A 15,426-nucleotide genomic window follows, 5' to 3' on the forward strand; every position below is an offset into this window, starting at 1 on the left:
GTTTAAATAAGAGGTGGATAACATGCCAAATGATATGACGCATATCGATAAAATTCAAGCTCTTGCCTTTTCGATTGGAAAGAAAATGCAGACGGAGTTATTAGAACAAATGCAAGCGACAGGACTTACACCACCGCAGTTTTATATTTTAAAGATTTTAGATCATTATGGGGCTTCAAGAGCGACAACATTAGCGAAAAAGATGTATGTGAAGCCTAGCGCGATTACAGTGATGATTGATCGTCTAATCGATCAAGAACTTGTAGAACGCTATCACGACAAAGATGACCGTCGCGTTGTCATCATCGAGTTAACGAAAAAGGGGAAAGCTAGAGTAGAAGAGGCAATGACAGCTCGTAACGAGCATATTGCAAAATACTTTTCACATTTAGAGTTGCAAGAAAGAGAAGATTTATTACGTCTCTTTGAGAAGTTAGAAACCATTATTTGCGGGACACAAGAGAAAAAAGAGAATAACTAAGAGGAATTGAGGAGATTACATGGAGCAACAAGAAAATCAAAATAGAAAGTTGTTGTTAATCGGTTTAGTAATCGCGATGCTATTTGCTGCATTAGATGGAACAATTGTTGGTACAGCAATGCCACGTATCGTCGGTGACCTAGGCGGATTAAGTTTAATGACATGGTTAACGACAGCTTATATGTTAACATCAACGACAGTTGTACCAATTGCAGGTAAATTAGCGGATTTACTTGGTCGTCGTAACGTATATATAACAGGGCTAGTTATTTTCATGATTGGTTCGGCGTTATGTGGTATGGCAAATGGTATGACAGAATTAATTATTTTCCGTGGGATTCAAGGTCTTGGTGGCGGTATTATGATGCCAATGGCTATGATTATTATTGGAGATATGTTCACGGGAAAAGAACGTGCGAAATGGCAAGGTATTTTTGGTGCGTTATACGGTCTTGCTTCTGTAATTGGACCACAAGTTGGTGGTTGGATTGTAGATGCAGTGAACTGGAGATGGGTATTCTACATTAACTTACCGGTTGGTATTTTAGCGACAATCTTTATTGCAATGGGATTAAAATCGCATAAACAAACAGGACCAATTAAAATCGATATCGCTGGAATCTTTACGATGATTCTCGGTGTTGTAAGTTTATTACTTGCGCTAACGTTTGGCGGAAAAGATTATGCATGGGATTCTTGGCAAATTATCGGTTTATTTGCACTAGCTGTAATTGGTATCGTTAGCTTTGTTATCGTTGAAACGAAAGCTGAAGAGCCAATTTTACCAATGCATTTCTTTAAAAATCGCACATTTACAATACTGAATGCGATTGGATTCTTTATGAGTATTGGAATGTTCGGCGCGATTATGTTCGTACCATTCTTCATGCAAGGTATTGTAGGAGTAAGTGCTGCTGAATCAGGAACAATTATGACTCCAATGATGATTACAATGATTGTGATGAGTATTATCGGTGGGCAACTTGTATTAAAAGTTGGTGTAAAACCACAAATTATCGCAGGTATGCTTATTATGGCCGGTGGTTTCTGGTTATTAACAACGATGGATATGCACACAACGAAGCTTACAGCTACTTCTTATATGATGGTTATCGGTTTAGGAATGGGTCTTGTAATGCCGACATTAACATTAGCGTTACAAGAAAGCTTCCCGAAAAAAGACCTTGGTGTTGTAACATCATCAAGTCAGTTCTTCCGACAAATCGGTGGTACATTTGGTATTACAATTTTAGGATCAATTATGAATAACACTTCAGGTGCGACATTAACAAAGAATTTAGTACCTGTATTAGATACATTCCCGAAAGAAGCGGGACAAATGGTAACGAAATTTAAAGATATGATTCACACAGATCCACAAGGTTTATATTCAATGCTATTTAGCCCAGAGGCATTAAAACAAATGCCAGAAGCGTTCGCTAACAGTATTGTACCTATTTTGAAAAACTCTTTAGTAGACTCGCTTCATACTGTATTCTTAACAGGATTAGTATTTATCGTAGTAGGTGCCATCTTTACGATTTTCTTACAAAAAATTAAATTGTCAGATCGTAAAAAAGATGCTAAAGAGCCTGCTGTAGAAGAAAAAGAAAAAACTGTATCATACTCGTAATGAAGAAGCATCGCCTTATGGCGGTGCTTTTTTGAGTATAACCTTAAAAGCTTTTTAGTGAGAAATGATTGACGTATTTTTAGAAATACGTTATATTATTTTCTGTAAACGGTTACATGAAATGAGGAGAAAAGAGAATGAGTACGATCAAAGACGTTGCGAAATTAGCGGGAGTATCTGTTGCGACCGTTTCCAGAGTTCTAAATAAAAATGGATATGTTCACGAAGATACATTAAAAAAGGTAGAACGTGCAATTGAGATGTTAGATTATAAGCCTAGTACAGTAGCGCGTTCACTGTATAATAAAAAGTCTCGTTTAATTGGCTTAGTTGTTCCAAATATCGTGAATCCATTCTTTCCGGAAGTTGCACGTGCCGTAGAAGATGTAGCACATAAACAAGGTTACACAGTTGTCCTTTGTAACTCTGATGAAAGTTTAGAAAAAGAGAAACAATATATTGATGTGCTTAGACAAAATAATGTAGATGGATTTATTGTAGCAACGAATCCACAAAATAGTGTTAATTACATGAATTTATCTATTCCAATTGTTGCGATTGACCGTATGTTTAATGAGCGTATTCCTACTGTATATGCAGATAACTATGCAGGAAGTCAGGCTGCGACAAAGTTGTTACTAGATAAAGGATGTAAACATATTGCACATATTCGCGGTCCACGTGATGTGAGTACTGCAAATGAACGTTTTGAAGGTTTTGTAGACGTTATTACGCAAAATAATCTTTCGTATATGATTGCAGAGAGTACGTTTGATCCAGCAAATAGTGAGCGTGTAGCGATGGAATTATTAGAAGAATACCCGCATATTGATGGTATTGTTGCTGGGAATGATTTAATTGCGATTGGTATTGTAAAGGCTGCACTTCAAAAGGGGATTGTCATTCCAAATGATTTACAAATTATCGGATTTGATGGAATTTCTTTAACGGAAATGATGTATCCATCTATTACAACAGTTGCACAACCGATATATGAAATGGGGAAAATTGCAACAGAGTTGTTGTTAGAGCAAATGGAAGGAAATACATTAGAAGAGAAACACTATCGTTTGCCGATCGAAATTATAGAACGAAATACAACAAAGTAAGGAGATGAAACAGATGCCAAATATTGCAGTAGTAGGAAGCATTTCAATGGATTTAGTGGCTGTTTCAAAAAAACGGCCGAAAGCAGGAGAAACAGTAATTGGTGAAGCGTTTCATACAATCCCAGGAGGGAAAGGAGCAAACCAAGCAGTTGCTGCAGCTAGATTAGGAGCAAATGTAGCAATGGTTGGAGCGGTAGGAAATGATGATTATGGAACAGTAGTTAGAAAAAATCTAGAGAACGAACGCATTTTTATCGATTATGTGGTACCGGTTACAGATAGAACGACAGGAATTGCTCATATCGTTTTAGCAGAAGAAGATAACAGTATTGTTGTCGTACAAGGGGCAAATGCTCTTGTAAATAAGTCAGTTGTAGATCGCTCCAAAGACCTTCTTGTAAAAGCGGATATGGTTGTTCTTCAACTAGAAATTCCACTTGAAACAGTAAAATATGTATTGGCTATTTGTGAGGAACATAATATTCCTGTTATGTTGAATCCAGCGCCAGCACAAGTTTTATCAGAAGGAATTTTAGAAAAGGCGACTTATATTACGCCAAATGAGCATGAGTGCCGCATCGTATTAGATGATTTTACATCACCAATTGAAGATTTATTGGCGAAGTATCCCAATAAATTATTGATGACAGAAGGTTCTAACGGTGTTCGTTTCCATAATGGCACGGAGATTGTACATGTTCCTAGCATTGCTGTTGATGTAGTGGATACAACTGGAGCTGGTGATACATTTAATGGTGCGTTAGCAGTTGCACTTTCTGAAGGAGAGACACTTCAAAAAGCAATTCGTTTCGCGAATATTGCCGGTGGTCTTTCTGTAACGAAACTTGGGGCGCAAGGCGGCATGCCAACGAGAGATAAAGTACGTGAAGTGCAGGTGATTGTTGGATGAAGAAACACGGCGTATTAAACAGTGAGATTGCATCAATCCTTGCTTTACTTGGGCATACGGATACGATTGTAATTGCTGATTGCGGTTTACCAATTCCTGACGGAGTAAAAAGAATTGATTTAGCTGTTGAAATTGGAAAACCTAGCTTTTTAGATGTATTGCAAGTGGTAGCTGATGATATGGCAATCGAAAAAGTGACGTTAGCAGAAGAAGTTATTATAAATAATGCGGAAGTAAATAAAGAAATAGAGCAGAAATTAATAGAGCCAGCATTTGAGTATGTATCTCATGAGCAATTTAAAGAGCATACAAAGAAAGCGAAGGCGATTATTCGTACAGGCGAGGCTACGCCTTATGCAAATGTAATTTTACATGCAGGCGTGATTTTTTAATAAAGGGAAGTGATGGGAATGCATATTGAAATGAAAAACATTTCAAAGGCGTTCAATGGAAATCCTGTTTTGAAGAATGCACAGTTTATGATTGAAACAGGAGAAGTCCATGCATTGATGGGGGAAAATGGAGCGGGTAAATCAACGCTCATGAAGATTTTAACAGGTGTATACAAAAAAGATGGTGGGACAATCACGATCGATGGGCAAGAGCGCACCTTTAAAAATGCGAAAGAAGCTGAAGAGTACGGCATCGCATTTATACATCAAGAACTAAACATATTGCCGAATTTAACAGTAGCTGAAAATATGTTTCTCGGCAAAGAGTTAATGTATGGGAAAACAGGTATTTTACGCACTCGACAAATGAACGCGATTGCGCAGCAGCAACTAGCGGAGTTAGGGTTGCATGTAAGAGGCGCTATGTTAGCAGAGGAATTATCGGTTGGACAACAGCAAATTATCGAAATTGCGAAAGCATTAATGACAAACGCGAGCGTTATTATTATGGATGAACCTACTGCGGCACTGACGGATCGTGAAATCGAAACGCTCTTTACAGTAATCAATAAGTTACGTAAAGAAGGTGTTTCATTCGTGTACATTTCGCATCGTATGGAAGAGATTTTCTCAATATGTGATGCTATTACGATTTTGCGTGATGGAGAATTCGTCGGAAAGAGATTAATTCCAGAAACATCATTTGATGAAGTAGTGAGTATGATGGTGGGGCGCAGCATTGGTGAACGTTACCCAGAGCGAAATAGTCAAATTGGTGATGTCATTTTTGAAATGCGTAACGGAACGAAGAAAGGGAAATTTGAAAATGTTTCGTTTCAAGTGAGGAAAGGTGAAATCCTTGGTGTAGCTGGTTTGATGGGGGCTGGTCGCACTGATATTATGAAAGCGATATTTGGTTATGAACCTTTAGACTCTGGACAAATTTTTATAAATGGACAAGAAGTAAAGATTGATAGTCCAATAGATGCAATTAGACAAAGAATTGCTTTCATTACAGAAGATAGAAAGTCTGAAGGATTAGTGTTAGATTTTTCAATTCGAGAAAATTTAGCTTTACCGAATTTAGAAAGTCTTTCAAAGGGAAGTGTTCTAAGCAACGAGCTAGAACAACAGTTTACGGCGGATATGATGAAACTTCTTAATGTGAAAGCATCTAGCGGAGAGCAGGCAGTGAAATCTCTTTCTGGTGGAAATCAGCAAAAGGTTGTAATCGCAAAATGGCTAGGCATTCATCCGCAGTTACTCATTTTAGATGAACCAACAAGGGGTGTTGATGTTGGAGCGAAAAAAGAAATTTACTCTATTATGAATAAGCTTACGGAGCAAGGAGATGCCGTTATTATGGTATCATCTGAGCTTCCAGAAGTTTTAGGGATGAGTGATCGTGTTCTTGTTATTCATGAAGGAAAAGTAGGCGGAATTTTAGGGAAAGATGAGGCATCACAAGAGTCTATTATGGCACTAGCTACAGGGGGAGAGTAAGGATGACTAAGAAGGGGAATGTATTACAACAACTCGGTTCTTTAATCGGTTTAGTATTAATTATCGTCGTAATTACAGCTTTAAATCCAGCGTTTATTGAAATTCCAAATTTATTTAATATACTGCGTCAAGTATCGATTAATGCGCTTATTGCATTCGGAATGACCTTCGTAATTTTAACAGGGGGTATTGACTTATCGGTAGGTTCTATTTTAGCATTATCAAGTGCACTTGTTGCTGGAATGATGGCAAGTGGCATGGATCCGTTCCTTGCAATGGCAGTTGGATTATTAGCAGGTCTTGTAATGGGAATTGTAAACGGTATCATCATTGCGAAAGGAAAAGTAGCTCCATTTATTGCAACTTTGGCAACAATGACTATTTTTCGTGGGTTGACGCTTGTTTATATGGACGGACGTCCGATCACTGGTCTTGGTGATCATTTAATGTTCCAAATGTTTGGCCGCGGTTATTTTCTTGGTATTCCGGTACCAGCTGTTACAATGATGATTGCTTTCGCAGTACTGTACTTCATTTTGAAGAAAACGACATTTGGTCGCCGTACATTTGCAATTGGTGGAAATGAAGAAGCAGCAGCACTATCAGGTATTAATGTTACGAGAATTAAAGTAATGATTTACGGTCTTTCCGGAATTTTGGCAGCGCTCGCAGGTATTGTCTTAACATCACGATTAGATTCTGCACAGCCGACTGCAGGTACTTCTTATGAATTAGATGCAATTGCAGCAGTTGTATTAGGTGGAACAAGTCTTTCTGGGGGAAGAGGATGGATTGTTGGTACATTCATCGGTGTACTTATTATCGGTGTATTAAATAACGGTTTAAATTTATTAGGTGTATCTTCTTTCTTCCAACAAGTTGTAAAAGGACTTGTAATCTTACTAGCTGTATTAATTGATCGCAGAAAAGAAGCGTAATGGAGGGACAGTTCATGAAGAAATGGTTACTTATACTCGTTGCATGTATTATGGTCATTACTGCTGGTTGTTCAATGGAACCGCCAGAATGGGCAAAGGATTCTAGCGATAAAGGTCGAAATAAAACTATTAAAGTTGGATTCTCTGTTTCAACTTTAAATAATCCCTTTTTTGTAACTTTGAAAAAGGGTGCAGAAAAGAAAGCGAAAGATAGTGGCATCGAATTAATTGCTGTTGATGCACAAAATGATGCAGCAAAGCAAACGAACGATGTTGAAGATTTAATTCAAAAGGGTGTCGATGTAGTTGTTATTAATCCGACCGATTCAGATGCTGTTGCTTCAGCAGTAAGTGCGGCGAATGCAGCAAATGTTCCTGTTATTACAGTAGACCGCGTTGCGAATTCAGGTAAGGTTGTTTCTCACATTGCTTCTAACAATATTGAAGGTGGTCAAATAGCTAGTGATTACATTCGGGAATTAGTTGGCGAAGGAGCAAACGTTGCTGAGTTAGAAGGAATCCCTGGATCTTCCGCTGCTCGTGAACGTGGGAAAGGATTCCATAACGTAGCCGATAAGTCTTTAAAAGTAGTTGCAAAACAAGCGGCTGATTTTGATAGAGCGAAAGGATTATCTGTTATGGAAAACATTTTGCAAGCAAATGGTGATATTAAAGCCGTGTTTGCGCATAACGATGAGATGGCATTAGGTGCACTTGAAGCATTGAAGTCTGCTGGAAAAACAGATGTAGTCGTTGTTGGATTTGATGCAACAGACGATGCAGTGAAAGCGGTTAACGATGGGCGTATGGCTGCAACAGTTGCTCAAAAACCGGAATTAATCGGGGAGAAGGCGATGCAAACAGCAAAAGAGATAACACAAGGTAAAAAAGTGGACAAATCTATTCCGATTGAATTAGAGCTTATTAAGAAAAATAAATAAATATAAAATGAAAATTAGGAAGGAAGAACAACAAATGAAATTCTTTATTGATACAGCAAACGTTAACGAAATTAAAGAGGCAAATGAATTAGGTGTATTAGCTGGAGTAACGACAAATCCATCACTTGTAGCAAAAGAAGGCGTAGACTTCCACGAACGCATTCGTGAAATTTGCAACGTTGTAGAAGGACCTGTAAGTGCAGAAGTAATTAGCTTAGAAGCTGATAAGATGATTGAAGAAGGAAAAGAACTAGCGAAGATTGCTCCAAACGTTGTAGTAAAAGTTCCAATGACAACAGAAGGTTTAAAAGCAGTAAAAGCGTTCTCTGATTTAGGAATTCGTACAAACGTTACATTAGTGTTCTCAGCAGTTCAAGCATTACTTGCAGCTCGTGCTGGTGCAACATACGTTTCACCATTCTTAGGTCGCTTAGACGATATCGGTCATAACGGTATGGACTTAATTCGTCAAATCGCAGAAATCTTTGCAATTCATGGCATCGAAACAGAAATCATTGCAGCATCTGTACGTCACAGTGTTCACGTAACTGACGCAGCATTAAACGGTGCACATATTGCAACAATCCCAGCAAACGTAATTGCTTCATTAGTGAAGCACCCATTAACAGATCAAGGAATTGAGAAATTCTTAGCTGATTGGGAAAAAACACAAGAGAAATAATAGAAAAGCAAGAATCCTAGTTTAATTGAATAGGATTCTTTTTTTTATTTAAAAGAATTTTCATGCAATTTTGCATATTGTCTTTTAAATTTGTTATATAAGATATTTAATATATATCACATAACTCTTTATTTTTCATATTTCGACATAAAGTGAAACTTTAATCAGTGGGGGCTTTGTTCATCCCCCCACTGATTATTAATTGAACCAAGGGATAAAAAGATAGAGGGTCTGACCAGAAAACTGGAGGGCATGATTCTATAACAAAAAGCTTAATGTTTATAGAATTATGTCTTTTTATATAGGGAGGGTAGTAAACAGAGATTTCGACAAAAACGCACCGATTTATCTGAATTTTAAGTTTTATAAAAGGGGAGAAATGGAATGAGAAGAAAAGCACCATTTAAAGTGTTGTCATCATTAGCAATTGCGGCAACTATCGGATGTACATCTGTAATGAGTGCTCCGTTAGCATATGCAGAAACGGCAGCAAAAAAGAAAGATAATGTATCTACAACACCAATTGATTACAATTTAATTCAAGAAGATCGTTTAGCGGAAGCACTGAAAGAAAGAGGAACAATTAATCCATCATCTTCTAAAGAAGAGACGAAAAAAGCTGTTGAGCAATATATTGAAAAGAAACAAGGAGATCAGGCGAATAAAGAAATTCTTCCAGATGCTCACTCACAAGAAACGTCTGATTTCACAAAAAAAGTAAAAGAGAAAAAGATGGAAGAAAAGGAAAATGTAAAAAAGGCTGAAAAAAATGTTAGCCTTGAGCAAAAGCCAGAACCAAATAAAAATCAATTGAATGGGCAAGTTCCAACTTCAAAAGCAAAGCAAGTTCCATATAAGGGATCTGTTCGATCAGATAAAGTATTAGTGCTACTCGTTGAATTTAGTGATTATAAACATAATAATATTGATCAAACACCAGGTTATATGTATTCGAAAGACTTTAGTAGAGAACATTATCAAAAGATGTTGTTCGGTAATGAGCCGTATACTTTATTTGATGGTTCAAAAGTAAAAACGTTTAAACAATACTATGAAGAGCAGTCTGGTGGTAGTTATACGACAGATGGATATGTAACGGAGTGGCTAACTGTTCCAGGAAAAGCATCTGATTATGGAGCTGATGGTAGCAGTGGGCACGATAATAAAGGTCCGAAAGGTGCACGTGATTTAGTGAAAGAAGCTTTGCATGCAGCTGCTGAGAAAGGACTAGATTTATCCCAGTTTGATCAATTTGATAGATATGATACAAACGGGGACGGGAATCAAAATGAACCTGACGGTGTAATTGATCATTTAATGGTAATCCATGCTGGTGTTGGTCAAGAAGCTGGTGGCGGTAAATTAGGTGATGATGCGATCTGGTCACATCGTTCAAAATTAGCAGTAGATCCAGTAGCGATTGAAGGTACGAAATCAAAGGTAGATTACTTTGGTGGTAAAGTAGCAGCACATGATTACACAATTGAACCAGAAGATGGAGCTGTAGGTGTGTTTGCACATGAATTTGGACATGATCTTGGATTACCAGATGAATATGACACGAAATATACTGGAAATGGTTCACCAGTCGAAGCTTGGTCATTAATGAGTGGAGGTAGTTGGACAGGGAAAATCGCAGGAACAGAGCCGACTAGTTTTTCACCACAAAATAAAGACTTCTTACAAAAGAATATGGGTGGCAACTGGGCAAAAATATTAGAAGTAGATTACGATAAAATTAAGAGTGGTGTGGGAGTTCCTACCTATATTGATCAAAGTGTTACGAAATCAAATCGTCCAGGCGTTGTACGTGTTAACTTACCAGGTAAAAGTGTTGAAACGATTAAACCGGAGTTTGGAAAGCGTGCATATTATAGTACAAGAGGCGATGATATGCATACAACGTTAGAGACACCATTCTTTGATTTAACAAAGGGAACAAATGCAAAATTCGATTATAAAGCAAATTATGAGTTAGAAGCAGAGTGCGATTTCGTCGAAGTACATGCAGTAACAGAAGATGGAACGAAGACGTTAATTGATAGACTTGGAGAAAAAGTAGTCCAAGGAGATAAAGATACAACAGATGGGAAATGGATTGATAAATCATATGATTTAAGTCAATTTAAAGGCACAAAAGTGAAACTACAATTCGACTATATTACAGATCCGGCTGTAACATATAAAGGTTTTGCGATGGATAATGTAAATGTAACTGTTGATGGACAAGTTGTATTTTCTGATGATGCAGAAGGACAGTCTAAAATGAATTTAAATGGTTTTGTTGTTTCTGATGGGACAGAGAAGAAAGCTCATTACTACTACTTAGAATGGAGAAACTATGCGGGATCAGATAATGGATTAAAAGCAGGAAAAGGTCCAGTGTATAATACAGGTCTTGTCGTTTGGTATGCAGATGATAGTTTTAAAGATAACTGGGTTGGGATGCATCCAGGTGAAGGATTCCTTGGTGTTGTTGACTCTCATCCAGAAGCGCTAGTTGGTAATTTAAACGGGAAACCAGCATACGGTAATACGGGCATGCAAATTGCAGATGCTGCATTTTCATTTGATAAAACACCAGCATGGAGTGTAAATTCATTAACACGTGGTCAGTTTAACTATTCTGGATTACAAGGTGTTACAACTTTTGATGATTCAAAAGTATATAGTAACAAGCAAATTGCAGACGCAGGAAGAAAAGTTCCAAACCTTGGACTTAAATTCCAAGTTGTTGGACAGGCAGAAGATAAATCGGCAGGTGCTGTTTGGATTAAACGTTAATAACATAAAAGCACATTCTTCATATGAAGAGTGTGCTTTTTAATTTGTACAGTAAGTTATTATTTTAGTTTATGTAATACAAGTTTTTATTCATGTGTAGTGTATCAAATTATGTGGGGAAAGGAAATATTTCCGAGGAAATTGTCGAAGTATCGTCAGTATTTATAAACTTTCTGTTTAAAAGAAGAGATGTATTATTGCCTTTACGGCTCAATTTATTTACATTGTTATTTGGTTATACACAAAAGTAATATATTCGGCAGTAAAAGAGCGCTATTGGATAGTGTTCTTTTTGTAGATAGAAAGGAGTTGAGTTAAATGAAAGAAATAATTGAATGTCCACAGTGTGAAGGAGAGATTACTGCGCAACATATTATTGATCTCCCGCATCCTTTTGCATTCAGATGTCCACACTGCAAGGTGAGGTTAAAAGAAATGAGAATCACACCGTGCTTAATATTAGCAGCAATTTGTATCATTCCACTGTTTATTATAATTGGAGAGAGTATTAAGGAATTACTAGTAAAATATTTTTCTATTATAGATGATGTACCAACTGTACTTATTTTCTTCTTATTTTGTTATCCATTGTATTATTTCTATGAAAAATATAATGCTATATTGTTTATTAAATACGGCTTATTGAAAGTTAAAAGTTGAATTGAATAGGAGATTATCATAATGCTTTGGAAAATATATTTAGTTATTGTAGCAATGTTAGCTATTATTTCGTTAGTAAGGGGCATGTTTCAAACACCAATTCAAAAGTTTGACTTTGTAGTTTCTATTATTACGTGGATAGGGCTCTTTGGTTTTGTATTTGATATACAAATATTAACCTCAATTGTTTGGAAATGTATCTTCTTGTTTAGCGTCATTTGGACTTTAACTGCAGTTTTTGTTTTTCGTTTATATGAAGAGCGAGATGAGCCGTTACCTTTTATATTTAAAGTAATTGGAATTATTCCAACGCTTCCATTATATTACGGATTATATCAATATGCATTTTAAAAAAGACAACGATGGATTATCCCATCATTGTCTTTTTTACTTTGCTTCTTACATAAATCATCCCAGCAAATGTTAATAAAAATGCTGTCCCGATAATGAAGCTGATGCTAGGTGATGCTCCGATTGCGCCGACTGTAAAGGAGCCAGCAACAACTCCTAATGAGAAGAAGGCATAAAATAATCCGAATGCCTTTCCGCGATTATCGTCTGTAGTATTTTCAACGAGTAAAGCGTTAATAGACGGGAAGAGGATTGCGAATCCAATTCCATAAATCATCATTACGATAAAGAGCATACCTTTTGTAGCAAATAATCCGAGTAAAGATAATGCGAATGCCATAACTGCAATTCCGATTAGCATTAGTTTCGAACGATTAAATCGATCGTAAATACGATTTGTTGGAAGCAAGAAGAAGAGGATAGCAGTTATACCAAATACACTTAACATCATGCCTGTTGTGGATGCTTTAAGCGCTAATGCCTCAACTTTTACTGGTAACATATAAGTGACAATTCCTTGTGAAAACATTAATGTGAAAGCACCAATATATGCTTGTAATAACGGTTCTGATTTTAAAAGTTCAACCATATCTTCTTTGTTCATCATTTGCGTTCTTGATGTATCTTTTCTTGATACGTTATTTGGTAAGAAGAATAGAGATACGATCGTACCAAGAGCCATTAAAATAGAAATAGTAATGAAGACCCATTCTACGCCAGCTGTTGCTTTCATAATACCGCTGAAAGCAGGTCCTACGATTGCCGCTGTTCCAACAGCAGCACCAGATAGAGCCATTGCTTTTCCTTGTTTTTTTGCAGTTGTTTGTTTTGATAAAAATGTAAAGGCAGCAGGAATTAAAAAGCCATCACTAAATCCATGCATAAAGCGAACAACTAATAGTTGTTCACCACTTTGAACAACGGTGTATAACAAGACTATGAAACTCGTAATTCCCATGCTTATATAAAGGATTTTTTTTGCACCAAATTTATCGACAGCTGCTCCAGCAATAATATTACCGATCATATTAGCGAATGAGTACATACCGACAACTAGCCCGATAATAAGAGGGGTTCCTCCAAGGCTTTGAGCGAAAGTACTCATAATAGGTAATTGTGAAAATGTATCTAAAAATGCCACGATAACGATAAAGTAAATAAAATATTTCAAGCGATATTCACCTCTCCTATGCTATTATGGCATAATGCTAATTTCACCTGCAATGAAATTGAATTAACAGATGTGGAAAAAAGTACAAAGTGACAAAATATTGAACGTTATTTGTAAAAAATTAGTAGAGATGCGATTGTTTTTTTGAAATATATGGATAGAAGTATTATAATAGAATTGTAAACTTCACCAGGTTAAGTATATACATAGAGAGGGATGTATAAAATGAAAGCACTACTTTGGCATAATCAACGTGATGTACGAGTAGAAGAAGTACCAGAACCAACAGTAAAACCAGGAACAGTGAAAATCAAAGTTAAATGGTGTGGTATTTGTGGGACAGACTTGCATGAATATTTAGCAGGGCCTATTTTTATTCCAACAGAAGAACATCCATTAACACATGTGAAAGCACCTGTTATTTTAGGTCATGAGTTTAGTGGTGAGGTAATAGAGATTGGTGAAGGAGTTACATCTCATAAAGTGGGAGACCGCGTTGTTGTAGAACCAATTTATTCTTGTGGTAAATGTGAAGCTTGTAAACATGGACATTACAATGTTTGTGAACAACTTGTTTTCCACGGTCTTGGCGGAGAAGGCGGCGGTTTCTCTGAATATACAGTAGTACCAGAAGATATGGTTCATCACATTCCAGATGAAATGACGTATGAACAAGGTGCGCTTGTAGAACCAGCAGCAGTAGCAGTTCATGCAGTACGTCAAAGTAAATTAAAAGAAGGGGAAGCTGTAGCAGTATTTGGTTGCGGTCCAATTGGACTTCTTGTTATCCAAGCAGCTAAAGCAGCAGGAGCGACTCCTGTTATTGCAGTTGAACTTTCTAAAGAACGTCAAGAGTTAGCGAAATTAGCAGGTGCGGATTATGTATTAAATCCAGCAACTCAAGATGTGTTAGCTGAAATTCGTAACTTAACAAATGGTTTAGGTGTAAATGTTAGCTTTGAAGTAACAGGTGTTGAAATTGTACTACGACAAGCGATTGAAAGTACAAGCTTCGAAGGACAAACTGTAATTGTTAGCGTATGGGAAAAAGACGCAACAATTACTCCAAATAACTTAGTATTAAAAGAAAAAGAAGTTATTGGTATTTTAGGATACCGTCACATCTTCCCAGCTGTTATTAAATTAATTAGCTCTGGTCAAATTCAAGCAGAGAAATTAATTACGAAAAAAATTACAGTCGATCAAGTTGTTGAAGAAGGATTTGAAGCACTTGTAAAAGATAAAACACAAGTGAAAATTCTTGTTTCACCTAAATAAGATAGAATCGAATAGAGTAGCCCTTTTCTAGAAATAGAAGAGGGCTACTTTTTTTCTATACTGAAAGGTGATAGACTTTCCTTTGACTAAATGTATTTTTGTTTGGAAGGGAGAATCTAATGCTTTCATTTTTGTTAACTTTAAAGCGAATGTTAAGAGCCTGTTTACGAGCGTGGAAAGATAAAGAATTTCAAGTATTATTCGTATTAACAATTTTGACTTTAATATCGGGTACGATTTTTTATAGTACAGTTGAAGAATTACGTCCTATTGACGCTTTATATTTTAGTGTGGTCACGTTGACGACTGTCGGTGATGGGAATTTTAGTCCGCAAACTGATTTCGGAAAGATATTTACAATCTTATACATATTTATTGGGATTGGATTAGTGTTTGGATTTATTCATAAGTTAGCAGTTAATGTACAATTGCCAAGTATATTATCGAATAGAAAAAAAGAGTAAAGCGTTCAGATGCTTTACTCTTTTTTTACATTAGTTTAGACAAGCCTTAATAATAGTTTATTAAAATGAAAGTGTATTCATTCATTATATTCACTGTGTATAAAGTTATAATGATATGAACATTTGAAT

The 15,426-nt window shown here is 36.5% G+C and carries 15 protein-coding genes; 14 read left to right on the top strand and 1 reads right to left on the bottom strand.

Features of this window, described 5'->3' with window-relative positions; all coding sequences use genetic code 11:
- Window positions 1–22: 22 nt before the first annotated feature.
- The 12 genes from ACS2CR_RS11290 to ACS2CR_RS11345 all read left to right on the top strand — a co-directional run bounded on the left by ACS2CR_RS11290 (window position 23) and on the right by ACS2CR_RS11345 (window position 12,384).
- Window positions 23–481 carry a MarR family winged helix-turn-helix transcriptional regulator gene (locus tag ACS2CR_RS11290; RefSeq protein WP_001132365.1) on the top strand — a complete coding sequence of 153 codons (459 nt, stop codon included), beginning with the start codon at window positions 23–25 and terminating at the stop codon, window positions 479–481.
- A gap of 19 nt (window positions 482–500) precedes the next feature.
- Entirely contained in the window at window positions 501–2,114 is a 1,614-nt protein-coding gene (locus ACS2CR_RS11295; RefSeq protein WP_000437645.1) for an MDR family MFS transporter, read from the top strand.
- A gap of 137 nt (window positions 2,115–2,251) precedes the next feature.
- Window positions 2,252–3,223, top strand: coding sequence for a ribose operon transcriptional repressor RbsR (gene rbsR, locus ACS2CR_RS11300; protein ID WP_000104034.1), 972 nt, complete (start codon window positions 2,252–2,254; stop codon window positions 3,221–3,223).
- Window positions 3,224–3,236: 13 nt separating this feature from the next.
- A complete protein-coding gene (rbsK, locus tag ACS2CR_RS11305) occupies window positions 3,237–4,133 on the top strand; it encodes a ribokinase (RefSeq protein WP_001132867.1) in 897 nt (298 codons plus the stop codon).
- Complete coding sequence (rbsD, locus tag ACS2CR_RS11310; RefSeq protein ID WP_000716154.1) at window positions 4,130–4,525, top strand: D-ribose pyranase; 396 nt, start codon at window positions 4,130–4,132, stop codon at window positions 4,523–4,525. The genes rbsK and rbsD overlap by 4 nt, the downstream gene beginning before the upstream one ends.
- Window positions 4,526–4,543: 18 nt before the next feature.
- Complete coding sequence (gene rbsA, locus ACS2CR_RS11315) at window positions 4,544–6,028, top strand: ribose ABC transporter ATP-binding protein RbsA (protein WP_002100767.1); 1,485 nt, start codon at window positions 4,544–4,546, stop codon at window positions 6,026–6,028.
- A gap of 2 nt (window positions 6,029–6,030) precedes the next feature.
- Window positions 6,031–6,966, top strand: coding sequence for an ABC transporter permease subunit (locus ACS2CR_RS11320; protein WP_000162129.1), 936 nt, complete (start codon window positions 6,031–6,033; stop codon window positions 6,964–6,966).
- 14 nt (window positions 6,967–6,980) lie between these two features.
- Window positions 6,981–7,907, top strand: coding sequence for a ribose ABC transporter substrate-binding protein RbsB (rbsB, locus tag ACS2CR_RS11325; protein ID WP_053514423.1), 927 nt, complete (start codon window positions 6,981–6,983; stop codon window positions 7,905–7,907).
- 34 nt (window positions 7,908–7,941) lie between these two features.
- On the top strand, window positions 7,942–8,589 hold the full coding sequence (fsa, locus tag ACS2CR_RS11330; protein WP_000667698.1) for a fructose-6-phosphate aldolase: 648 nt from the start codon (window positions 7,942–7,944) through the stop codon (window positions 8,587–8,589).
- 384 nt (window positions 8,590–8,973) lie between these two features.
- Window positions 8,974–11,373, top strand: a complete 2,400-nt coding sequence (gene inhA2, locus ACS2CR_RS11335; RefSeq protein WP_053514424.1) for a M6 family metalloprotease immune inhibitor InhA2 — start codon at window positions 8,974–8,976, stop codon at window positions 11,371–11,373.
- A gap of 318 nt (window positions 11,374–11,691) precedes the next feature.
- Window positions 11,692–12,033: a hypothetical protein gene (locus ACS2CR_RS11340; RefSeq protein ID WP_016112153.1), complete on the top strand. Its 342-nt coding sequence runs from the start codon at window positions 11,692–11,694 to the stop codon at window positions 12,031–12,033.
- A 21-nt stretch (window positions 12,034–12,054) separates the two neighbouring features.
- Window positions 12,055–12,384 (top strand): hypothetical protein, encoded by a 330-nt coding sequence (locus ACS2CR_RS11345; protein ID WP_000964467.1) that lies wholly within the window; start codon window positions 12,055–12,057, stop codon window positions 12,382–12,384.
- 16 nt (window positions 12,385–12,400) lie between these two features.
- On the opposite strand, the gene ACS2CR_RS11350 is transcribed toward ACS2CR_RS11345, so the two are convergent.
- Window positions 12,401–13,555 carry an MFS transporter gene (locus ACS2CR_RS11350; protein ID WP_000873276.1) on the bottom strand — a complete coding sequence of 385 codons (1,155 nt, stop codon included), beginning with the start codon at window positions 13,553–13,555 and terminating at the stop codon, window positions 12,401–12,403.
- A 225-nt stretch (window positions 13,556–13,780) separates the two neighbouring features.
- On the opposite strand from ACS2CR_RS11350, the gene bdhA reads away from it, so the two are divergent.
- Window positions 13,781–14,833, top strand: coding sequence for a (R,R)-butanediol dehydrogenase (gene bdhA / locus ACS2CR_RS11355; protein ID WP_016112154.1), 1,053 nt, complete (start codon window positions 13,781–13,783; stop codon window positions 14,831–14,833).
- Between the two features lie 119 nt (window positions 14,834–14,952).
- Window positions 14,953–15,297 carry a potassium channel family protein gene (locus tag ACS2CR_RS11360; RefSeq protein WP_000948209.1) on the top strand — a complete coding sequence of 115 codons (345 nt, stop codon included), beginning with the start codon at window positions 14,953–14,955 and terminating at the stop codon, window positions 15,295–15,297.
- Window positions 15,298–15,426 lie beyond the last annotated feature (129 nt).

The sequence above is a fragment of the Bacillus cereus group sp. BceL291 genome, from assembly GCF_051776705.1.
GTDB classification, from domain to species: domain Bacteria; phylum Bacillota; class Bacilli; order Bacillales; family Bacillaceae_G; genus Bacillus_A; species Bacillus_A cereus.